The 20,847-nt window shown below is 71.2% G+C and carries 19 protein-coding genes; 8 read left to right on the top strand and 11 right to left on the bottom strand.

The window, feature by feature from the left end:
• Positions 1-2: 2 nt before the first annotated feature.
• The 4 genes from BCD49_RS32570 to BCD49_RS32555 all read left to right on the top strand — a co-directional run bounded on the left by BCD49_RS32570 (position 3) and on the right by BCD49_RS32555 (position 5,413).
• Complete coding sequence (locus BCD49_RS32570; protein WP_007515692.1) at positions 3-818, top strand: alpha/beta fold hydrolase; 816 nt, start codon at positions 3-5, stop codon at positions 816-818.
• Positions 815-2,083 carry a glycosyltransferase gene (locus tag BCD49_RS32565; protein ID WP_007515691.1) on the top strand — a complete coding sequence of 423 codons (1,269 nt, stop codon included), beginning with the start codon at positions 815-817 and terminating at the stop codon, positions 2,081-2,083. Before BCD49_RS32570 ends, BCD49_RS32565 begins: the two co-directional genes overlap by 4 nt.
• Positions 2,080-4,017 (top strand): ABC transporter ATP-binding protein, encoded by a 1,938-nt coding sequence (locus tag BCD49_RS32560; protein ID WP_007515690.1) that lies wholly within the window; start codon positions 2,080-2,082, stop codon positions 4,015-4,017. Before BCD49_RS32565 ends, BCD49_RS32560 begins: the two co-directional genes overlap by 4 nt.
• A gap of 280 nt (positions 4,018-4,297) precedes the next feature.
• On the top strand, positions 4,298-5,413 hold the full coding sequence (locus BCD49_RS32555) for an ABC transporter substrate-binding protein (RefSeq protein WP_051466271.1): 1,116 nt from the start codon (positions 4,298-4,300) through the stop codon (positions 5,411-5,413).
• A 29-nt stretch (positions 5,414-5,442) separates the two neighbouring features.
• Here BCD49_RS32555 and BCD49_RS32550 read toward each other — a convergent pair whose 3' ends face one another.
• On the bottom strand, positions 5,443-6,366 hold the full coding sequence (locus tag BCD49_RS32550; RefSeq protein WP_007517453.1) for an alpha/beta hydrolase fold domain-containing protein: 924 nt from the start codon (positions 6,364-6,366) through the stop codon (positions 5,443-5,445).
• 174 nt (positions 6,367-6,540) lie between these two features.
• Here BCD49_RS32550 and BCD49_RS32545 point away from each other — a divergent pair, with 174 nt between their 5' ends.
• A complete protein-coding gene (locus BCD49_RS32545) occupies positions 6,541-7,362 on the top strand; it encodes an IclR family transcriptional regulator (protein ID WP_007517452.1) in 822 nt (273 codons plus the stop codon).
• A gap of 41 nt (positions 7,363-7,403) precedes the next feature.
• On the opposite strand, the gene BCD49_RS32540 is transcribed toward BCD49_RS32545, so the two are convergent.
• The 5 genes from BCD49_RS32540 to BCD49_RS32520 all read right to left on the bottom strand — a co-directional run bounded on the left by BCD49_RS32540 (position 7,404) and on the right by BCD49_RS32520 (position 12,067).
• Positions 7,404-8,558: an LLM class flavin-dependent oxidoreductase gene (locus tag BCD49_RS32540; RefSeq protein WP_007517450.1), complete on the bottom strand. Its 1,155-nt coding sequence runs from the start codon at positions 8,556-8,558 to the stop codon at positions 7,404-7,406.
• A gap of 29 nt (positions 8,559-8,587) precedes the next feature.
• On the bottom strand, positions 8,588-9,400 hold the full coding sequence (locus BCD49_RS32535) for an SDR family NAD(P)-dependent oxidoreductase (RefSeq protein ID WP_007517447.1): 813 nt from the start codon (positions 9,398-9,400) through the stop codon (positions 8,588-8,590).
• Positions 9,397-10,239 (bottom strand): SDR family NAD(P)-dependent oxidoreductase, encoded by an 843-nt coding sequence (locus BCD49_RS32530; RefSeq protein ID WP_007517445.1) that lies wholly within the window; start codon positions 10,237-10,239, stop codon positions 9,397-9,399. Before BCD49_RS32530 ends, BCD49_RS32535 begins: the two co-directional genes overlap by 4 nt.
• 190 nt (positions 10,240-10,429) lie before the next feature.
• On the bottom strand, positions 10,430-10,861 hold the full coding sequence (locus tag BCD49_RS32525; protein WP_027140629.1) for a PPOX class F420-dependent oxidoreductase: 432 nt from the start codon (positions 10,859-10,861) through the stop codon (positions 10,430-10,432).
• 159 nt (positions 10,862-11,020) lie between these two features.
• On the bottom strand, positions 11,021-12,067 hold the full coding sequence (locus tag BCD49_RS32520; RefSeq protein WP_035924813.1) for a YihY/virulence factor BrkB family protein: 1,047 nt from the start codon (positions 12,065-12,067) through the stop codon (positions 11,021-11,023).
• A 244-nt stretch (positions 12,068-12,311) separates the two neighbouring features.
• On the opposite strand from BCD49_RS32520, the gene BCD49_RS32515 reads away from it, so the two are divergent.
• Complete coding sequence (locus BCD49_RS32515; protein ID WP_007517440.1) at positions 12,312-13,007, top strand: hypothetical protein; 696 nt, start codon at positions 12,312-12,314, stop codon at positions 13,005-13,007.
• 114 nt (positions 13,008-13,121) lie between these two features.
• Here BCD49_RS32515 and mscL read toward each other — a convergent pair whose 3' ends face one another.
• Complete coding sequence (gene mscL / locus BCD49_RS32510) at positions 13,122-13,664, bottom strand: large conductance mechanosensitive channel protein MscL (RefSeq protein ID WP_051466272.1); 543 nt, start codon at positions 13,662-13,664, stop codon at positions 13,122-13,124.
• A gap of 201 nt (positions 13,665-13,865) precedes the next feature.
• The gene (locus tag BCD49_RS32505; protein ID WP_007517436.1) at positions 13,866-14,465 is read right to left on the bottom strand and encodes a TetR/AcrR family transcriptional regulator; all 600 of its coding nucleotides are present in this window, start codon (positions 14,463-14,465) and stop codon (positions 13,866-13,868) included.
• Positions 14,466-14,612: 147 nt separating this feature from the next.
• Between BCD49_RS32505 and BCD49_RS32500 the strand changes: the two genes are divergently transcribed.
• Positions 14,613-15,518: a TIGR03620 family F420-dependent LLM class oxidoreductase gene (locus BCD49_RS32500; protein ID WP_007517434.1), complete on the top strand. Its 906-nt coding sequence runs from the start codon at positions 14,613-14,615 to the stop codon at positions 15,516-15,518.
• Between the two features lie 94 nt (positions 15,519-15,612).
• Here BCD49_RS32500 and BCD49_RS32495 read toward each other — a convergent pair whose 3' ends face one another.
• Both BCD49_RS32495 and BCD49_RS32490 read right to left on the bottom strand, forming a co-directional pair.
• Positions 15,613-16,041: a response regulator gene (locus BCD49_RS32495; RefSeq protein WP_007517432.1), complete on the bottom strand. Its 429-nt coding sequence runs from the start codon at positions 16,039-16,041 to the stop codon at positions 15,613-15,615.
• 265 nt (positions 16,042-16,306) lie between these two features.
• On the bottom strand, positions 16,307-16,999 hold the full coding sequence (locus BCD49_RS32490) for a TetR/AcrR family transcriptional regulator (RefSeq protein WP_027140630.1): 693 nt from the start codon (positions 16,997-16,999) through the stop codon (positions 16,307-16,309).
• Between the two features lie 140 nt (positions 17,000-17,139).
• Between BCD49_RS32490 and BCD49_RS32485 the strand changes: the two genes are divergently transcribed.
• Positions 17,140-18,630 carry an MFS transporter gene (locus BCD49_RS32485; protein ID WP_007517427.1) on the top strand — a complete coding sequence of 497 codons (1,491 nt, stop codon included), beginning with the start codon at positions 17,140-17,142 and terminating at the stop codon, positions 18,628-18,630.
• Between the two features lie 514 nt (positions 18,631-19,144).
• Here BCD49_RS32485 and BCD49_RS32480 read toward each other — a convergent pair.
• Positions 19,145-20,842, bottom strand: a complete 1,698-nt coding sequence (locus BCD49_RS32480; protein ID WP_106410209.1) for a PqqD family peptide modification chaperone — start codon at positions 20,840-20,842, stop codon at positions 19,145-19,147.
• Positions 20,843-20,847 lie beyond the last annotated feature (5 nt).

Raw genomic sequence — 20,847 nt, 5'->3', positions numbered from 1 at the left:
GCATGCCGACCATCCACGTCAACGACACCGACATCCACTACCTGCACACGCCGGGCAGGCCGTCGCGGAACCCGGCGCCGACCCTCGTCTGCATCCATGGCCTCGGCACCGACAGCCTCGCCAGCTTCTACCTGACGCTGGCCGCGCCGCTGGCCGCCGCCGGCGTCGACATGCTGTTCTACGACCTGCGTGGCCACGGCAACAGCGAACGGCCGGCCAGCGGCTATCAGGTGAACGACTTCGTGGCGGACCTCGACGGGCTGCTCGGCGCACTCGACGTGCGGCCGCCGGTGCACCTGATCGGCAACAGCTTCGGCGGCACCGTCGCGTTCGCGTTCGCGGCGGCCCACCCGGACAAGGTCGCCAGCCTGGTCTCGATCGAGTCCGAGCCGCCGACCGACCAGTGGGCGCGGCGGGTGGGCGAGGTGCTGGAGAACTCCAGGCGGGAGCTGTCGCGCGAAGAGACCTATCAGCTGATCTCGCTGCAGTTCGGCGACCACCACGCCCGGCTGTCGCGGCAGGCCTACCGGCGCCTGTCCGAGACCTCGATGACCGACGAGATCCCGACCGGGCCGATGCTCGACCTGACCGAGCTGAGTCGGATCACCGTCCCCGTTCTGAGCATCATCGGCAGCGACGGGTTCCAGGCCGACGACCCATACCAGCTCGAGAGCCTGCTGCCCAACTGTCAGACCGTGGTCATCCAGGACCAGGACCACTCCGTGCTCGTGGAGGCCCACCGGCAGGTGCGCGCGCTGCTCCTGGACTGGGTCTTCGCCCACCACCCCGCCGCGGTGACGCCGGGAGGGCAGGCGTGAGCACTTTCCTGCTCGTCGTCCCGCCGCTCACGGGACACATCACCCCGCTTGTCGCCGTGGCCGACCGGCTGCACGCCCTCGGTCACCGCGTCGACTGGTGTGGCGAGCCGTCGCTGGTCAGGCGCCTCGCCGGCCCGGACGCGGTGGTGCACCCGGCCCTTGGCGGCCCCGTGGACGCCGGGAGCGGTCTCGGCCTGCGCGGCTACGCCGCGGTCAGGTTCCTCTGGGAGGAGCTCCTCATCCCGCTCGCCGAATCGACCCACGAGGCGGTCGCCGACGCGGCCAAACGGTCCGGCGCCGACCTCGTCGTCGCCGACATGCAGGCCCTGGCCGGCCCGCTCGCCGCGGCGCGGCTGGGCATCCCGTGGGTCACCTCCGCCAGCACATCCGGCTCGTTGCGGGATCCCTTCGCCGCCACGCCCAAGATCCGCGACTGGCTCGACGGCCTGTTCGCGGACCTGATCGCGCGGCTGTGCCCGGACGCGGCCGTGTCGCTGGCGCCCGTGCCACTGACGCCCGCGACGCTCGAACGCTCCCCGTTGCTCGTGCTCGCCTTCACCACCGAGGCGCTCGCCGGCCCGGCCGACGCGACGGGTCCGCCGACCGCCTGGGTCGGCCCGGCGCTGCGCCGGCGGGCCGCCGCAGGGGCGGCGGCGATCGCGGCGGCGGTGACCGCGGCGGCGGTGTCGCCGGACGTCGCCCTGACGCCCGAGGTGCCGTTCCCGTGGGACTGGCTCGACCCGAGGAGACCGCTGGTCGTCGTCAGCCTGGGCACCGTCAACGGTCCCGTCGGCGGCCGCTTCCTGCGGGCCTGCGCCGACGCGCTGGGCCAGCTCGGTGGCGGGGTGCAGGCCGTGGTGGCCGACCCGGCGGGCGCGATCGCGGCGGCGCCCGACAACGTCCTGCCCAGGCCGTACCTGCCGATCCGGACGCTGCTGCCCCACGCGGCCGCCGTCGTCTGCCACGGCGGGCACAACACGGTGTGCGAGGCGCTCGCGCACGGTCTGCCGCTGGTCGTCGCGCCGATCCGCGACGACCAGCCGGTCGTCGCGCAGCAGGTGGTCGACGCGGGAGCGGGCGTCCGGCTGCACTTCGGCCACGCCACGGCGGACCTCATCGGGGCCGCGGTCACCGACGTCCTGGGTGACCCGCGGTACCGCGACGACGCCCGACGGGTCGGCGCCTCGTTCAGGGCCGCGGGCGGGGCCGTCGCGGCGGCGGACCACCTGGTGGGGCTCGCCGCGAAGCACGGCCGGCCCGGATGAGCGGGATGAGCGAAACGAGGGCGGGCGAGCTCGGTGACTCCGCCCCACGGCACCGGCCGAGCGGTCGCCTGGACATGGTCCTCCGTTACACCGCCGGTTTCCGGAGCCGCCTCGCCCTCGGCGGCGTGCTGACGCTCTCGGGTACGGCGCTGTCGCTGGCGCAGCCACTCATCGCGCAGCGCATCCTGGACCGCATCGCCCGCCATCAGCCGGTCACCGGTCTGCTTCTGGTTCTGGGCGGCGCCGTCGTCCTCGGGACGGCCGTCGGCGCCGTGGGCTACTACGTCGTCGAGACGGTCGGCGAGTCCGTCGTCCGAAGCGTGCGGCGGCAGCTGGTGACCCGCATCCTGCGGCTGCGACCGGGGGTGCTCGACGAGGTCAACCCCGCTGACCTGATGTCCCGGCTGGTCGCCGACACGACGTTGCTGCGGCAGGTTACGACCCAGTCGATGGTCGCCTCCGTCACGGCCGTGGTCGCCCTGCTGGGGTCTCTCGTCCTCATGGGCCTGATCGACCCTGTGCTGCTGGCGGTCACGCTCACCGCGGTCGTGACGATGAGCGTCTCGGTGCGCTGGGCCGCGGCCCGGATCGGACAGGCCACCGGCAGGACGCAGGAGTCCGTCGCCTACCTGGCGATGCTGCTCGACCGCGACCTGGGCGCCTTCCGAACGGTGAAGGCGGCCGGCGCGGAGGCCAGGGAGATCGGCCTGCTGACCGGCGCGGCGGACACCGCCTGGCGTCGCGGCCTGCGGGTGGCGGCCTGGCAGGCGGGCAGCGGGGCGTCCGCGAGCCTGCTGATGCAGACGTCGTTCCTCGCCGTGCTCGGTGTCGGCGGTGCCCGGGTGGCGTCGGGACGACTGTCGCTCGCCGACCTGATCGCCTACCTGCTGTACATGTTCTTCCTGACGCAGCCCGTGACGGCCCTGGTCAGCGCCTGGGGCCAGGTCAAGGTCGGTGGTGGCGCCGCCGAGCGCATCGAGGCCGTGCTCAGGCTCTCCGTCGAACCCGTCCCCGTGCCCGCCGTCCGTGCGCGACCGCCCGGCACCCTCGTCACGGTGCCCGCTCATGCCGTCTCCCTGTCGGCGAACGGCGTCGGAGCGAGCACCGAGGGGAACGACGGGCCTGGTGCGAACGGCACGCACGAGTTCGCGCGTCCTGGCCCGGAGGATCCTGCCCCCAGCCAGGTGGCTGCCTGCGCCACCGTGGCGTTCCAGCAGGTCGTGTTCAGCTACCGGACCGGTCTGCCGTTCGTCCACCAGGGCGTGACGTTCACCGTCCCCGCCGGCGGCATGACCGCCGTCGTCGGGCCGTCCGGAGCCGGCAAGTCCAGTCTGTTCGCCCTGTTGGAGCGGTTCTACGACGTGACGGCCGGCCGGGTTCTCGTCGACGGCCGGGACGTCCGTGACTGGCCGCTGACCGACCTGCGCCGGTCGATCGGCTACGTGGAGCAGGAAGCCCCGGTCCTCGCCGGCACCCTGCGGGAGAACCTGACGCTCGGGCTTTCCGGCGTCGACGAGGAACACCTGTGGAACGTGGTCGGCCTCGCGCGGCTCGGCGACGTCGTCCAGACCCTGCCGGGCGGCCTGGACGGCTGGATCGGCCATCGCGGCGGCACCCTGTCCGGCGGTCAGCGGCAGCGAGTCGCGATCGGGCGAGCCCTGCTGCGCAGGCCGCGTCTGCTGCTGCTCGACGAGGCGACGTCGGCGCTGGACGCGGTCAACGAGGCCGCGCTGCGCGACGCGCTCGCGGCCGCGGCCGAGACGACGACGGTGCTGGTCGTCGCCCATCGGCTGTCGACCGTGGTCAACGCCCGCCAGATCGTCGTTCTGGAGGCGGGACAGGTGCGTGCCGTTGGCACCCACGCCGATCTGCTTTACTCCGACCCCATATACCAAGAACTCGCGACGAACCAACTTCTTCTGCCCGGCACCTGACGCCGGACGGCGTTGACCCTAGGACCGGAACAGGTCCTTCGCCTACCAGGAGGTCGGCGAGCAGACCAACAGCTGTTGGTCTGYTCGCCGACCTGGAGTTCACATGCATCGGCGACTGTTATTGTCCTTATCCCAGCTTCGCCGGCCCACGGCCCGACGATGGGGCCGAGTCACGGCCGCGGCGATGGCCACCATCTGTGTGGCCGCGGGCTGCTCGGGCTCGTCCGACGCGGCGCGCCAAGCAGAAACATGCGACACACCCGGAGTTTCGGCCGGGGAGGTGCGTCTGGGGCTCATCTACCCGGATTCCGGGCTCATCGGTGACGTCCTGCGGGCCGCGCGCAGTGGCGTCGATGCCCGATTAAAACTGGCGAACGCCGAGGGTGGCGTGAACGGCCGACGCGTCAGCTACGACTGGCAGAACGACGAGGCCAGCGTGAGTGCCAACAAGGTGGCCACCGCCAAGCTGGTCAGTCAGGGCGTCTTCGGGTTCCTGGAGATGACGACGGCCGGCTCCGGCGGTGCGGAGCTGCTGCGATCGCAGGGTATCCCGGCGGCGGGCCTGCCGAGCGAGCGGGTCTGGGCCGATCCGGCCTACCCCAACATGTTCACCTTTCCGTCCGACCTGACGAGTGAGCACGCGACCGACATCATCGGACGTTATGTCAAAGCGCAGGGCGGGACCAGGGCGATCATCGTCAGGAACGACACCGAGGAGTCGTCCCGGGGCTATGGCTCGTTGCTCGAACGCAGCGTTACCTCGGTGGGCATCCCGGCCCGCGTGATCTCGTTCAGCTCCGTCATCTCGAGTCCCGAGCAGCTCGCGGCCCAGATCCGCGCCGACGGCGCCGACGCCGTCCTCATCGCCATGGGCGGGGATGACATCGAGCGGGTCACCGCCGCGGCTCATTCCGCCAGCAGCGCCATCAAGACCGTCATCGCGGTCAGTGGATACGGCCCGGATACGATCGAACGGTATGGCCGCACTGTCGCCGGGCTCGCGATMTTCGCCGCCATCACGCCGTTCGAGGCCGACATCCCAGCGCAGAAGACGTATCTGGGCGCGATGGCCCAGTACTCGCCGGAGTTCCAGCCGCCCAACGACGCCGTCGCCTACTCCAGCTACATCGTCACCGACCTGTTTCTGCGCGGGCTGGCCGCCGCCGGGCCATGTCCCACCCGGGAGGCGTTCGTCAAGGGGCTGCGGGCGGTCAAGGACTACGACGCGGACGGTCTGCTCGCCGGGCCGGTCGACTTCAGCCGCAGCCTGGACCAGCAGGACAGCTGCTTCACGTTCGTCCGGGTGAACTCCGCCGGTACCGGCTACGAGATCGTCCAGAACGAAGCCCCGGGCTCCAACCCGCTGCGGTGGTGCGGGAAGCCGCTCGCAAGCTGACCGCCGGGCCGGGAGTCGCCGAAGACCCGTCACCGCCCCGCGGACAGCCGGTCGACGAAGCGGCCAAGGATGTCCAGCGCGGTCGCCGACTCGGGGAGGTCGGGCGCGACGCTCGGCCAGGTGTGTGGCACGCCCGGGAGGACGACGGTCTCCGTCGGCACCCCGGCCCGCGCGAGCGCCGCCGTCATCGCGACCGTGTCGTCGAGCAGGACCTCGTCAGTGCTCGCGAACAGCAACGTCGGCGGGAACGAGACGACGTCGGCGAGGAGCGGGGACGCCAGCGGGTCGTCCGGGCCATGCCCCTGGAGGTACTGCTCGGCGGCCTGCCTGGCGGACGCGAGGGAGAACAGCCGGTCGGTCGCCGACCGTGAGTGGTAGCTGGCCGCGGAGCACCGCAGGTCCAGCCAGGCGGACAGGAGGACGAGCCCGCGCGGGACGGGGACCTCGGCCCGGGCACAGGCGACGACGAGCGCGGCCGCCAGCCCGCCGCCGGCGGAGTCGCCCACGACGATCGGTGGCACGCCCGACTCGGCGAGGACCTGCTCATAGACCATCGCCGTGTCGTGCGCCGCCGCCGGATAGGGGTGTTCCGGCGCGAGCCGGTAGTCGACGACGACCACGCGGGCGCGGGCGGCCCGGGCCAGGCGGGCGGCGAAGGGCGTGAACTGGGCCGCCGAGCCCAGCCGGTAGCCGCCTCCATGGAGGTACACGAGGACGTCGCGGGGCTCCGGCGGCGTGCACACCACGCATGGCACGCCGGCGTATCGGGCGTCCCGGACGACGACGTCGGGCGCCGGGGCCGGCAGGGCCAGCGCGCCGACGGCCGCGCGGCGGGCGGCGAGGTCGGCCGGCGTCCGTATGGTCGACGGGCGTAGCGGTGGGAGCGGCCAGCCGGCGGCGGAGGCGGTGCGTTCTGCCGCTGTGGGGCCGTGGTTGGAATCGGTGGCCGTCATGGAGGTCAGCCTTCCTACGCCTTCTGTGTTCCTACGCCTTCTGCGTTATCTGTGTGGCCGTCGGAAAGGTGAGGCCCATCGCGAAACATCTTTCGCTCACGTGAAACGTGCATCGTCGTTGGGATAACGTGTCCGGCGACGCGGCCCGCGCTTCGGGGGTCCGGGGAGGATGCGATGGCGAGACCGGCACCCGCCGTCGAGAAGGCGTTGAAGATCATCGATCTGCTCGTGACGCACCGGGGTGAGCAGTTCACGATCTCCGACCTCGCCCGGCGCACGGGCAGCAGCCTCGGCTCCGCCCACGCGGTCCTCGCCGTTCTCGAGCAGACCGGCTACCTGAGCCGGCATCCGACTCGGAAGACCTACGGGCTCGGCCCGGCCCTGGTGAGTGCGGGCATGGCGGCGTTGGAGCAGCACCCGGCGATCCGGGCCGCGGCCGACCAGATCCCCAAGCTCGCCGCGGAGCTCAACGCCGACGTGGTCGTGACGGCCGCGACGCCGGCGGAGATCGTGTTCGTCGCCGTGGGCGGTCCGGGCTCCCGGTACGGCCCCGGCTTCAGGGAGGGTGAGCGGGTGCCGCTCGTCCCGCCGCTCGGCCTGGTGTTCATGGCGTGGGCGCATCCTCTCGAGGTGGAGGCCTGGCTGGGGCGTGCCCGGGTCGCGCCCGAACCGGACCGGGTCAGGCTCGCGCTGGCCGCCGTGCGCGAGCGGGGATACGCGCTGGGGCTGGCGCTGGGGGGTGGCCGCGACCGAGCGCAGGAGTCGGCCTCTCTGCGGGACGACTACGACCTCCCGACCGTCGAGGCCACCCGGAGCTACGACCTGGGCATGGCGTCGGCGCCGGTGTTCGACGCCGACGGCCGGGTGCTCGTCGCGATCACCGCGTCAGGCTTCTCGCCCGGCCTGGCCGGGCGGGAGGTCCTCGACATCGGGGAGCGCGTCCGGGCCTGCGCCACCGTCGTCACGAAGCAGACGCGCGGGCGGCTTCCCCTCTGAAGGTCCACTGAGGTTCGGGTCAGGCTTCCTCCAAGAGCGTGTCAGGCACCCTTGAAGAGGGCCTCGTAGTCGACGCGGTGCCCGCGCCTCTCCAGCTCCGGGATGACCTTCGTGCCGAGAAGCTCCAGGCCGCGCATCACCTTCTCGTGCGGCAGCGTGCCGAACTGCGTGTAGCACAGCAGCTGGTCGACGCCCGCCTCCTCGTACCGGAGGATCTTCTCGAGGCATTCCTCGGGAGTCCCCACGATGATCATGTCCTGCTCGGTGTACTTCCTGATGTCGACGTCGCCCCGGATGGTGGGCTCGAGCAGCGGAAAGACCTTGGCCTTCTCCGGCTCGGGCAGGTGCGCGAGCTCCCATTCGAGGGTGAACTCGGCGAGGTTCTGGTACCACCACCGCACGGAGTCCCAGAGGCCGTAACGCTCGGCGTCGTCCAGGTCGTCGGTGCAGTGGACGAGGGTGTAGGCGCCCACCCGGTCGTTCCTGAACTTCGGCAGCGGCGTGTCGCCGTCGGCCTGGCCCCGGTGGTAGGTGGCGATGTGCTCGGCCATCTTCTCGACCGGCTGCATGAGCGCGAACGAGAGCAGCCCGAGGCCGAGCTTTCCAGCGTTGTAGGCGGACTGCTCGCTGGCCGCGGCGAGCCAGGCGGGCGGGTGCGGGTCCTGATATGGGCGAGGCGTGATGAAGCGCTCCGGGAAGTCGATGGACGGCGACTTCCACGCCAGCCGCTCGTTCGTCCAGGCGGCGATGACGAACTCGAACGCCTCCCGCCACATCTGGCGGGAACGGTCGTCGGCCGGGACGCCGAAGGCGAGCTGCTCGTTGGGCGTCGAGCGGCCGGAACCCCATTCCACCCGGCCGCCGCTGAGCACGTCGACGGTGGCGACCTTCTCGGCCACCCGCACCGGATGCTGGAACCCCGATGGCAGCAGCACGACCCCGAAACCCAGCCGGATGTTCTCGGTGACCTGGGACAGCGCGCCGAGGATCGTCTCGTTGCACGGGGACGCCGACCGTCCCTGCCGGAAGTGGTGCTCCACCACCCACGCGGTCTGGAAGCCGAGCCTGTCGGCGAAGGTGATCTCCTCGATCGCCTCGCGGTACGTCTGTTGCTCGGCGCGCTTCTGGCCTAAGGGGAACGGCTCCGGGTACGGGCCGATCTTCGGCTGGAACTCGTAGAGCAGGTCGAGCTTCACCTGGGCTCCTTTCGAATCCGTTTCGCCCGTCACCAGGGCATGGAGGTGCCCCCGTTGGGCCGCATGATCTGGCCGGTGACGAACCGCGCGGCGTCCGACGCGAGATACAGCGCCGCCCACCCGATGTCCTCCGGCGTCCCGATCAGGCCCAGGGGCGAGATGTCCCGCATCGGCTTGAGGACCGCGGCGCGTCTGTCCTCGTCGACGGAGCCGTCGGGGCGGGTGTAGTGGCGCCGCGTCATGCTCGTCTCGATCAGGCCGGGCGCGATCGCGTTCACCCGCACCCCGTCGCGGCCGAGCTCGACGGCCAGCGTCTTGGTGAGCTGCACGATGCCGGCCTTGGAGATGCCATAGGCCGCCAGACCCGGCGCGGCCGCGTCGACGGCGCCGGAGGCCATGTTGATGATGCTGCCGCCGCCGGCCAAGGCCATCGCCCGGCCCGCCTCCTGGCAGCCGAACAGCACGCCCTTCAGGTTGACCGCCAGCACGTGGTCGAACTCGGCCTCGTCGAGATCGAGCACCGGGACGTCGATGATGATCCCGGCGTTGTTGCAGATCACGTCAAGGCGGCCGTACTCGGACACCGCGGCGGAGACGAGCTCGGCGACGTCCTCGCGGTGGCTGACGTCCACGGTCGCCGCCTTCGCGACGCCGCCGGCGTCCCGGATCAACCCGGCCGTGTCCTCCGCCGCCGAGGCGGAGATGTCCGCGCACACCACGGCGGCGCCCGCCGTCGCGAACACCCGCGCGACCCCGCGCCCGATGCCGCTGCCGGCGCCGGTCACGATCGCGGACCGGCCCGTCAGATCGGTCAGGGCCGCCAGCCGAGGCTCGCCGGTCATGAGGACTGTCCGGTGGCGTCCAGGTAGTCCCCTTCGGAGAACTGCCTGGACTGGTCGGGATTGAGTCCCCACAACGAGTGGATGCTGGCGCCTCCGTCGACGACCAGCGTCTGCCCGGTGATGCGCTCGGCCAGGGTGGAGGACAGGAACAGCACCGCGTTTGCGATGTCGTGCGCTCGGGGCGCGGCGAGTGGGTTGATCCCGTTCACCGCGTACTCGCCTGGCGGCTGGTCCTCGTTGCCGCTGCCCACGTTGCCGGGGGCGACTGCATTGACCCGGATGCCGTATCGGCCCAACTCGTCGGCGAAGGTCTTCGCCAGCGAGATCACCCCGGCCTTGGCCGCGCCGTAGGGTGCGTGGTAGCCGGCGGCGGTGATGCCGTCGACCGACGCGAGCGCGACGATCGAGCCGCCCGTTCCCTGTTCGATCATCTGTCGGCCGACGGTCTGGAACAGGTAGAACACCTGCGACAGGTTCTCCCGGATGGTGGCGTCCCAGACCTGCGGCGTGAACCGCTCCGCGCCGTTCCAGGTGGCCCGGCCGATGATGTCGACGCAGACGTCCACTCCGCCGCCGAGCCCGCGTACCGCCTCGCCGACCGCGCGCTCGACCTCGGCGGGCACCGTCATGTCGGCGACGACCGGAAAGGCCTTTCCACCTGCCGCCGCGATCTCCTTGACGATTCCGTTCGCCCGGCCCTCGTCGATGTCGACGCACGCGACCGTCGCCCCGGCCTCGGCGAGCCTCAGCGCGGTGAAACGCCCGTGCCCGGCGCGCTCCGGGATGTAGCCGGCCCCCGACACGATGGCGCGTCTTCCGGTCAACCCGAGGTCGATCATTCGCACACTCCTTCGCCCGCGGTCCAGATCGGGAGGCGGATAGCGTCAGCCAGATTTTCGCTATAACGAAAGATCTTTCGTTCATTACGTTATGAGACTCACGCCACACCTGTCAACAGGCGTGCGCGATGAGGCCCACCCCCGCGAGGGGATGGGCCTCATGGGTCCGGGCTTTGGAACCCTGGCGCCGTCAGCCGAGGCTGGTGCCGTACACGTGGTCGACGGTCATCGTCATGAGCACCCTGCGGTCGGCCACCATCACCGAGCGGTATTCGTCCCAGTCCGGGTGCTCGCCGGCGGCGAGGCGGTAGTAGTCGACCAGGGCCTGGACCTCGGGACCGCCCGGGTCGGTTCCCGGCCCGATGAGCGTTGCGGTGCCTTCGGCGGTCGCCCACGCCCGGCCGTCGGGACTGGTGACTTCCAATGTGGCGCGCGGATCCCGACGCAGGTTCGCCGTCTTGGCACGGCCCTCGGTCATCGACACGTGGATGACGCCGGACCCCTGGTCGTAGAACGGCAGGACCGGGGAAAGCTGCGGACGGCCATCCGACTTGATCGTCGCGAGGACGCCGAGCCGGCTTTCCGCGAGCAGCGCGTGTGGGTCGAACGACGTGGTGGTCATGCCCGGTAGAAGGAGCGCCGCCGCGACGCGCATTCCGCCCGGCGGGACTCGCCACCTATGCCGATCGTGGTTTCTGCCTCCGGCGGTCGTCACCGAAATTCGCCGACCGGTTCGCGACCGCGGAAGGCACGAATCGCGATCGGGCCGCGGGCGCGGGCGTCAGGTGCCGCTGGCCTCCTGTTGCTTCGTCCGGCGCAGCGGTCGGCGGGGGAAGCCGCGGGTGTCGCGGGGCGGGGCGTACGGCTCGGTGTCGGCCGGGAGACCGCCGGCCATCGCCCGCTCGCGGGCCAGTTCCGCGTCGAACTCGAGCCCGAGCAGGATCGCGAGATTGGTCAGCCACAGCCAGACCAGGAAGATGATGATCCCGGCGAGGGTGCCGTAGGTCTTGTTGTACGAGCCGAAGTTGGCCACGTAGAACGCGAAGGCGCCGGAGGCAACCATCCAGATCACCAGCGCGAGCACGCTGCCGGGCGTCAGCCAGCGGAAACCCTGGTGCCGAACGTTCGGCGCCGCCCAGTACAGGATCGCGATCATCAGGATGACGAGGACGACGAGAACGGGCCACTTCGCGTACGACCAGACCTCGACCGTGGTTTGGCCGATGCCCAGCGCCGTCCCGGCCTGACGGGCGACGCCGCCGCTGAACACCACGATCACGGCGCTCAGCGCGAGCAGCACCATCAGCGCGACGGTCACCGCGATCCGCAGCGGCGCGATCTTCCAGACCGGCCGGCCCTCCGGCATGTCGTACACGGCGTTGGCCGCGCGGATGAACGCGGCCACGTACCCGGACGCCGACCAGAGGGCCCCGGCCAGGCCCACGATCGCCAGCACACTGCCCGTGCCGCCGCTGTCGCGGATGCCGTTCACCGCGTTGCTCACCACGTCCCGCGCGGAACCCGGCGTCAGGTCCTGGAGGTTCTCCAGGATCGTCGCCGTCGCGGACCTGCCGATCACGCCCAGCAGCGAGACCAGCACCAGCAGGGCGGGGAAGATCGCCTGGATGGAGTAGTACGTCAGGGCCGCCGCCCGGTCGGACAACGCGTCGTCATTGAACTCGGCGATCGTCCTGCGCAGCACCGCCCACCACGACCGCGGCCGCAGGTCGCGCAGCCGGTCGGGCTCGGCCTCCCGGACGGCCTCGTCCGGCCCCGTGCCCACCGCGAGCTCCGTAGGCTGGCGGCGCTTCCGCCTGATCGACACCATGCCGCGGCATCTACCCCGGCACCGCCGCGATAACGCGCCTGGTCGGGGCCAGGCACCAATGGGCGCACACCGGATGGCATCGTTGGCCGGGATCTCGGATTGGCACGTTCCTGGGTCGGCTGGCTTCCGGGTTGGCCAATTCCCGGGCTGGCGGGTCCCGGGCTGGCCAGTGACTCCGGGCTGGCAGGCGAACCCAGCGGTTCACCGGTGGAAAGACAGCGCGGGAAAGGCGGGAAAGGGAGCCATGGCAGCCACAAGAAACGAGTCGAGCCGACGCGGGGAGGCGCGCCTGCCGGCCGCGGTGGCGACCGCCGTCGCGATCGCCATCTACGCGCTGCTCCCGGGCCAGCTCGTCCTCGGGCAGCGGCTGATCATCCCGGTGCTGGAGGCGGTCCTGCTGGCCAGCCTCGTCGCCGTCAACCCGCGCCGGATGACCAGGCAGACCCGCTGGTCACGAGTGGTCTCGCTGGGCCTGGTCGGCGTGATCGCGCTGACCAACCTCACCTCGCTCGGGATGCTCATCCGGGACCTCGTCGACGCGGACGTCCGCGACGGCCGTCCGCTGCTGCTCGGCGCCCTGCAGATCTGGCTGACCAACATCATCGTCTTCGGGCTCGCGTTCTGGGAGCTCGACCGGGGCGGTCCGGTGGCGCGGACCCAGACCGACCGGTCGGCGCTGCCGCCGGCGGACTTCCGCTTCTCCCAGGACGAGGACCATGACACCGTCGGCGAGGTGGCGCGCGGTTCCAGTCGGGCCTCCGGCTGGGTGCCGAGCTTCATCGACTACCTGTATGTCTCGACCACCAACTCGACCGCGTTCAGCCCCACCGACACCATGCCGCTGTCGAGCCGGGCCAAGATCCTCATGGCCGTCGAGTCGATCTCCGCGCTCCTGACCTCCGTCCTGATCATCGCCCGCGGCGTCAGCATCCTGCAATGACGGTGACATCCCGCCATGACGGCGACGGAGCGAGCGGCTGGAGTCGGCCACTCCGTCGCTTGGCTACCTCGACGAGGCTCAGGTTGCTGAGGCTCAGTCGCTGGTCGCTGAGGCTCAGTCGCTCGACGGCGCCCGGTCGCTCGAGGGCGGCGCGACGGCGCTGGCGGTCCCGCGGTCGGCCGAGGTCTGGACGGGCAGCTGATCCCCGTTGGTATTCGCGGCCAGCAGATCGCGGATCTCGGTCAGGAGGCGTGCCTCGTCGCTGATGGAGGGAGCCTCCGGCTCGTCGAGCTCGCCCCGCCGGCGCAGTTCATTGATCTTGGCCAACGGGAAGACGACGACGAAGTAGATCACCGCCGCGACGCTCAGAAAGGTGATCAGGTCGTTGATGAACGTGCCGTAGTGGAAGACGCTCCGATGCACGCGGAAGGTCAGGTTGGAGAAGTCCGGCTTTCCGAAGATCGCGGCGATCAGCGGCGTGAAGATGTTCTTGACCAGGGACTGGACCAGCGCCGTGAAGGCGGTGCCGACGACGACGGCGACGGCGAGGTCGACGACGTTGCCCCGGGTGATGAACTGCCGGAACCCCACCAGCGGAGACCGGACGGCCTTGGCCGCCACCACCGCGTCGTCGAGTACCTGGCGCCGGCCCGGCATCCTCGCCCAACCCCAGCCCGGCAATCTCGCCCAACGCATAGCCTTCCATCCCTCCGCCGCTCGCTGATCGCTGGACGACTCATATCCACCTGAACGCCTTTCATTCACCTCGACCGCACGCGACCCGCTGTCGGCCGCCTGTGTTGGACGGGCGAACGACGCGCCGCACGTGTCGAGTGGAGGGGTGGGTTCGGGCGCGCGTCAGCGAACGGCGTCGGTGCTCGGGACGAGACCCTCGAGCGCGAGTGCCAGCAGTCGGCCGATCGTGATCCGGCCGGGGACGGCCGCCGACGTTTGTTCATGTGCCCAGGCGAGGCCGCTGACGAGGGTGAAAAGCTCGAGGGCGTCGAGATCGGGCCGGACCCTTCCGGCCTGCTGCGCACGGGCGAGGAGGGTCGCGCCGTTTTCCCGCATGGCCTCGCAGGCCGCGTGGAGCTCGGTCGACGTGTCCCGCAGGGTCTGCATGAGCGCGGTGGTGAGCCCCCGATAGGCGCCCGTGAACTCGACGAACTCCAGCAGCCAGGCGGTGAGCGCGGCACCGGGCTCCGCCGCGGCCGACAGCTCACCGGCCCGTGCCGTGAGGCGGTCGAACTGGTCGTGGAGCACGGCCTCCAGGAGGGCCTCCCGCGAGGGGAAGTGCCGGTAGAACGTGCCGATCCCGACGCCGGCCTGCCGGGCGATCTCCTCCAGGGACGCCCCGGTGCCGTGTTCGGCGAACGCGAGGCGCGCCCGCGCCAGCAGCCGTTCGTAGTTGGCCTGGGCATCGGCACGCCTGGGCCGCGCTCCGGTAGCGCCGCTCAACGCATCTACCTCCCCGGTCCTCCGGTCCGCCCTGGCAGACAGGCCGAGGCTACCTTCCACCCCGCCCACCCAAACGGAGGTGGCCTCCTCTAAGCTTCCCGCCAGGAGGAGGCGGCCTCCGATTAGCTGGCGGGGAAGGGAGCAGCGGTGGTGGTGTCAGAGACCCGGCGGCGGCTGGGCAGGTTCGGGGTGTGGGTTGCCCCGTTCACCCTGCTTGGCACTTCGGCGGCGGTGCAGCGCACGCAGTTCGCTCGGATCGAGCGCCTGGGATACGGCTCCCTGTGGAGCGGGGAGACGCCGCCGGTCGCGCCCGTCAGCGGGCGGGAGGCTTTCGCGCAACACGGGCTGATGCTCGCGGCGACCGAACGCATCGTCGTCGGCACCGGCATCGCGAACATCAGCGTCCGAGCGGCCACCGCGATGCACACCGGTGCCGCGACCCTGGCCGAGGCTTATCCCGGCCGATTCACGCTTGGCCTGGGCGGTCAGTCCGGGGAACGGCCGCTCACCCACCTGCGGGCCTATCTCGACTCGATGGACGAGACCGCGCGGCGCCTGACCCAACTTCCGGCCCCGGTATATCCCCGCGTGCTCGCCGCGCTCGGCCCGCGCGCACACCAGCTGGCCCGCGAGCGCGCGGACGGTGTTCATCCGTTCCTGCAACCCGTGGCGCACACGGCGGCCGCTCGCGCGGCGGTGGGGCCGGACCTGCTGGTCATCCCGCACCAAGGGGTCCTGCTCGAAACCGACGGTGAGACGGCCCGGGCGCGACTGCGGGCAATCCTGGACCTCGGTGCCGGCGCTCCCGAGTCCCCTTACACCAGGAACTACCGGAGGCTCGGCTACAGCGAGTCGGATGTGGCCGGACGCCGCAGCGACCGGCTGATCGACGACGTTCTCGCCTGGGGCGACGAGGCCGCTGTCGCCACCCGGCTGACCGCCCATCTCGAGGCCGGCGCGGACCACGTGCTCATAAGCCCGTTCGCCGGCGACCTCGCCGCGGCGGTCGACCAACTGGAACGGCTCGCCCCGCTGTTGTTCGGCGCCGCCTGACGGTCCACACCCGTCGACGACATTCGGTCCGGCCCGGGTTGAAGCACACCGGCGCCGCTTCACCATGCCCCGGCAGCCCGGCTGACTCCGCGGATCAGGTCCGGTACGGCTGGGCCGTGTCGAGAAAGAACGTGTCGATCCGCTGGACCGCCGCGCTGAACTCGTCGAGGTCCACCGGCTTCTTCACGTAGGCGTTGGCGTGGTTCTGGTATGCGCTTGTGACATCGCCGGGGGAGGCCGAGGTGGTGAGCACCACGACGGGGATCGCCTGCAGCCGCGGGTCGGCCTTCATTTGCGCTAGGAACTCCCGCCCGTTCATCCGCGGCATGTTCAGATCAAGCACGATCAGATCGGGATGATCGTTGTTGTTGGACTGATTCAGCTGGTCAAGAGCGTCGGCGCCGTCACAGGCTCGACGAACCTCCCGCACCATCCCGCGCTCCTCCAGCGCCTCCTCGATCAGAAGCGCATCCGCCTCGTCATCCTCAACGAGCAGCACCCGGTACGGCCGTGACGCGATCACGTTGGCTCCGAAAGCTACGAGAACAAGAACCGTCAACAAAATCCAGGGAAGAACCGTCTACCCGCCCCTGAGGTACCCATGCCCTAGCGACCCGCAACCTGTGGCTCGCGTCATAGGCATCGTCCGAACGTGGCCCCATGCCGGCGGCGCGACCGCCCTCGGCGTCGGCGAGGCGCCCGCGCGCGGCGGCAGGCGAATGTGGTTCCTCCGCGCCGGCGAAGGGGTGGCGAGGGGCTGGCGATGATCGGGCCGGTCCGGTGCCGCGTCAGCGGAGGGAGCGCGCCTCGCGGATGCCGGCGACGACGATGTCGAGGCCCAGGCGGTAGTAGTCGGGCGGGCTCGCGCAGTTGGTGAGGGCGTCGGCCGCGGCGACGACGTTCGGGTAGCGCCGGGGTGAGAGCGCGGCGAGGCGGGCTCGCTTCGCTCTGATCTCGTCGTCGCGGGCCTCGGGGTCCCAGATACGGGGGGCGCCGGGCTCGGCGGTGACCAGTGTGATCGCCGAGGTGACGGCCATCGTCCCGAGCTCGGCCGCCTGCTCGACGGAGAAGCCGGCCGAACGTAGCAGCGCCAGTCCACGTTCGGCGAGCTCAAGTCCCGGCGGCGACGACATGATTCTCGGCCGGACCAGACTGGCGACGGCCGGATGCGCGCGTACCGCCTCGGTGAGGGCTCCCAGCAGGCCGCGCAGCTGTTCGTCCCAGGGGGCGTCCGACGGTGCCGGCAGCGCGACGTCGGCGAGCATCCGCTCGGCGATGCCGTCGAGCAGTTCGTCCTTGTCGCGGAAGTGCCGGTAGAGCGCCATCGGCGTGACGTGGTGCTCCTGCGCGAGCCGGCGGATGGTCACCGCGTCGAGCCCCTCGACGTCCGCGAGGGCGATCGCCTGGGCGACGACCAGGTCTCTCGTCAGCGGCTCCCGGTCTCGCGCAGCCGTCCGCGCGGACCGGGGTGCCCCCGCCACGTCTCCGGTCTTCGCTGCCGCCACGTTGACAAGTGTACGGCGTAGATCTAGCCTGACGCCAGGTCTACAACGTAGACATACGCCGTATGCGTCCGCCGTAAGCGGACGGCGTTACTCCGCCCGAGGAAGCCGAGGAAGCGATGCGACGCAGCCCCTGGGCCACGCTGGTCGTGCTGGCTCTCGCCCAGTTCGCCGTGGTGCTCGACGTGACGATCGTCAACGTGGCGCTGCCACACATCCAGGCGGACCTGGGCTTCTCCGCGTCCGGTCTGCAATGGGTGATCAACGCGTACACCCTGCTGTTCGGCGGGTTCCTGCTGCTCGGCGGGCGTGCGGCCGACCTGCTCGGTCGCCGCCGGATGTTCGTCGCCGGCCTGGTCCTGTTCGGCGCGGCGTCGTTGGTCGCCGGCCTGGCGACCACGTCCGGCGTGCTGATCACCACCCGCGCCGCGCAGGGGCTGGGTGGGGCGCTGATGTCCCCGGCCGCGCTGTCGATCCTCACCGTCACCTTCCCGCGTGGCCGGGAGCGCAACATCGCGCTCGGGATCTGGGGCGGCCTCGCCGGCCTCGGCGGTACCCTCGGCGTGGTGGCCGGCGGCGTGCTCGTCGACGCGCTGAGCTGGCGGTGGGTGTTCTTCGTGAACGTGCCCATCGTGGTGGCGCTGCTCGCGGTGGTCCGGACCTTCGTGGCCGAGAGCGTCGCCGAACCGCGCGAGGTGGCCAGCCCGGCCGGCCAGGCGAGCCAGGCCGGCACAGCGGGCCAGGCACCCACCGCGGGACGGCGCTCGTTCGACGCGGCCGGGGCCTTCATCGGCACCGCCGGGTTGCTCGCGGTCGTCTACGGTGTGGTGCGCGCCGAGCCACTCGGTTGGGGGTCGATCGAGGTCGCGGGCGCGCTCGCTGGCGGCGTGGCCCTGCTCGCGGCGTTCGTCCTGGTGGAGCTCCGGTCGGCCGCGCCGCTGGTGCCCCCGAGGCTGTTCCGGTCGCGGGCGCTCACCACGTCGAGCGTGGCGCTCGCTCTGAACGGCGGCGCGTTCCTGTCGATGTTCTTCCTGACCGCGCTCTTCCTGCAGCAGGTGCGCGGCGACTCGGCGCTCGCCGCCGGCCTGCACTTCCTGCCGATGGGCTTCGCGGCCGTCGCGGCCGCCGCCGTCGCCTCGCAGCTCGTCACCCGGATCGGTACCCGGCCGGTCCAGGTCGGCGGCGCGGTCCTCAGCGTCGCCGGCCTGGTGACGCTGATGCAGGCGGACGCGGACGGGAGCTATCTGACCGCGCTGCTGCCCGGGCTGCTGCTGTTCGGTTTCGGCATCATCGGCGTCGGTGTGCCCGCGCAGATCGCCGCGGTCGTCGACATCGAGCCACGCGACGCGGGCGCGGCGTCCGGCGTCGTGACCACCTTCTATCAGATCGGCGGCGCGCTTGGCCTCGCCGTCGTGAGCACGCTCGCCAACTCCCGCACCGCCGCGGCGCTGACCGGCGGCGCGCCGGGCCAGGCCGCGCTGGTCGACGGGTTCCACCGGGGCCTGGCGGCGGCGGCCGTCCTCGCGGCCGCCGGCGTCATCACGGCGCTCGGCTCGCCGCGACTCGCGCCGGCGCCGGACCGGGCAGTGGAGGCGGCCGCGGTGGCCTGACCGTGCGCTCGTGCTCGATACGGGGAACGGCCGCTCCGCCAGGTCGATCAGAGACGCACGAGGGTCGTGGTGGTCGCCGGTGGGAGGGTCGTGGTGGTTGAGGGCGGGACCGTCGTGGTTGATGGGGGGACCGTGGTGGTCGAGGGCGGGACCGTGGTGGTCGAGGGCGGGACCGTGGTCGTTGACGGCGGGACCGTCGTCGCCGAGGGCGGGACCGTGGTCGTCGACGGCGGGACCGTCGTCGTTGATGGGGAGACCGTCGTGGTTGACGGCGGGACCGTGGTCGTCGTCGACGTGACCGGTGGCTTGGTCGTCGTCCGTGGCGGATGGGTGGTGTGCCGTGGCGGGGACCACGGGCCGCACCCCCTGCCAAAGGTGCTGATGACGGGAACGCCAAAACCAAGCGTGATCATCTGTTTGATAAAGGCCCGCCGCCCGGCGCCCTCGGGAGGTCCGCCTTCTTCTCCCACGCTGTCCGCCGAATCGTCCCGTGAACCGTCTTCCATGTTCCCCCCTACACGTCACCCGCGGACGCGACCAAGTTATCGCATCGCCGGGATGGAAACTCGGCCGTCACGAGAACGTCGATTTCGCGGAGCTGCCCGACGCAACTGGCCACCTCGGTGGAGGGAGGCGTGGCCAGCGCAAAGGCCTCCGCGAGAGACTCGGCGATCTGAGCGATGGTGCGGCGGCCGTCGCAAAGTTCCAGAATCACCGAGGCCGTGTTGTTCAGGCGGTGCTCGCGCGGAGGGGAATCCTGCCGGACCAGGAAACCGTCCGCGAGCTGGACCAGCTCGATCCCCGGCGCCAGCACGGGCCGGTCGTCGCCCGGGCCGCCCCACGAAAGGTCGACCGCGGTGAGAAATCCGTCGGCGACGCGTTCGCGGAGGTAACGGCCCACGTCGCCCCAGGCCGCGTGGAAATCTTTCCAGGTGGGCGCGTCGTGCGGGAGATCCGTGAGGACGCGCTCATAGGCCCGTTCCCGGACGACAACCGCGCTCGAGGTCCGTTCCGAGGCTTCACCAACCGGCGGGGAAGCCGGGAGCAGGCATACATCCCAGTCCAGGTCGCTGGCCGTCGCGAGCCGGTCCAGGCTGTCCTGGCGGGTCGGCGTGACCGGGCCGGCCGGGTCATCGAGTACGAGAACGTGCGCATATCCACGCCGGGCCGCCGCGGTGATGACGGCCCGCCAGCGGGCCACCCGCCGACGCTCCAGCTCCGCCGTGGGCTCGGCGTCCGCGTCCGCCGCGACCCGTTCCATGCGCCAGGCGACGTCGTCCGGATGTGCGTGCGCGGCGCAGGTCTCCTCGTCGCCCGCCACGCAGAAAATCGCGTCGAAGACGGCCAGCGGGTGCCTGGCCTGGGCACGTGCCTGCGCGAACACGGCGTCGGTGTCGATGTCCGGGCCGAGCAGCTCCCGGAAGTGCTCCTCGATCGGCGCGTGATCCCAGCCGACCTCCGACCAGGCCACCTGGTAGTTCCGGATCCGGTCCTCCCACCGGTTCGCGTATCCGGTCCCGGCCGGCCGGGAAAACCGGTGCAACCAGCCCAGCCCGGGATGGCAGAGCACCCTCGCGCCCCGCTGGCGGAACTTCTCGTGCAGATAACCCTCCTCCGCGCCGAAGCCACGCAGCCTGGGGTTGAGCCCGGGCCAGGCCGCCCGGCGGCAGGCGAAGAGACCGAGGCCCTGCATCGAGATCTCGAACGGCTCGCCGCCCGGGTCGTCGACCCGCGCGTCGCGGCCCCACTGGCCGAACATGCCGGTGCCCCAGGTCGGCTCCAGATGCGTCGCGGCCGGCTCGCTCAGGCTGTCGTAGAACAACGGGCCCTGCAGCAGGTCCCGGCTGTCGGGATGAGCGTCGAACCAGGTCACGAGCTGGGCGAGCGCGCCGGGCCGAAGCAGCACGTGGGAGTCAACGCAGCAGACGATGTCCGCATCGGTCTCGCGGAAGACCAGGTCACGCACAGCCGTGCCGCGGTATCCAGTGAACGGAACGTACCGATAACCCGGAATCCATTCCCCCAGCGCCCGCAGCGCGGCCGAGGCGGTTCCCTCGGGGTGGTTGTCGACGACGACGAAGGAAAGCTCGGCGGGAACGTCGGACTGGTACAGCCGGATAGCCTGGATAGTGAACCAGACCCCGTCGAAGTCGTCGTAGGTCGCCATGCCCACGCATAGCCGTGGCAGCGCCCGCCCCCGTGGATCCGGCACGGTTC

Source organism: Pseudofrankia sp. EUN1h (genome assembly GCF_001854645.1).
Taxonomy (GTDB): domain Bacteria; phylum Actinomycetota; class Actinomycetes; order Frankiales; family Frankiaceae; genus Pseudofrankia; species Pseudofrankia saprophytica.
The sequence above is the reverse complement of the archived record's forward strand: the minus strand, read 5'-3'. Positions and strand labels throughout refer to the sequence as shown.

Bases quoted from the DNA above. Each gene is read 5' to 3' on its own strand.
- BCD49_RS32570 (WP_007515692.1), top strand. From the start codon at position 3: ATGCCGACCATCCACGTCAACGACACCGACATCCACTACCTGCACACG.
- BCD49_RS32560 (WP_007515690.1), top strand. From the start codon at position 2,080: ATGAGCGGGATGAGCGAAACGAGGGCGGGCGAGCTCGGTGACTCCGCC.
- BCD49_RS32550 (WP_007517453.1), bottom strand. From the start codon at position 6,366: ATGACGGCCACCGATTCCAACCACGGCCCCACAGCGGCAGAACGCACC.
- BCD49_RS32545 (WP_007517452.1), top strand. From the start codon at position 6,541: ATGGCGAGACCGGCACCCGCCGTCGAGAAGGCGTTGAAGATCATCGAT.
- BCD49_RS32535 (WP_007517447.1), bottom strand. From the start codon at position 9,400: ATGACCGGCGAGCCTCGGCTGGCGGCCCTGACCGATCTGACGGGCCGG.
- BCD49_RS32530 (WP_007517445.1), bottom strand. From the start codon at position 10,239: ATGATCGACCTCGGGTTGACCGGAAGACGCGCCATCGTGTCGGGGGCC.
- BCD49_RS32525 (WP_027140629.1), bottom strand. From the start codon at position 10,861: ATGACCACCACGTCGTTCGACCCACACGCGCTGCTCGCGGAAAGCCGG.
- BCD49_RS32520 (WP_035924813.1), bottom strand. From the start codon at position 12,067: ATGGTGTCGATCAGGCGGAAGCGCCGCCAGCCTACGGAGCTCGCGGTG.
- BCD49_RS32515 (WP_007517440.1), top strand. From the start codon at position 12,312: ATGGCAGCCACAAGAAACGAGTCGAGCCGACGCGGGGAGGCGCGCCTG.
- mscL (WP_051466272.1), bottom strand. From the start codon at position 13,664: ATGCCGGGCCGGCGCCAGGTACTCGACGACGCGGTGGTGGCGGCCAAG.
- BCD49_RS32485 (WP_007517427.1), top strand. From the start codon at position 17,140: ATGCGACGCAGCCCCTGGGCCACGCTGGTCGTGCTGGCTCTCGCCCAG.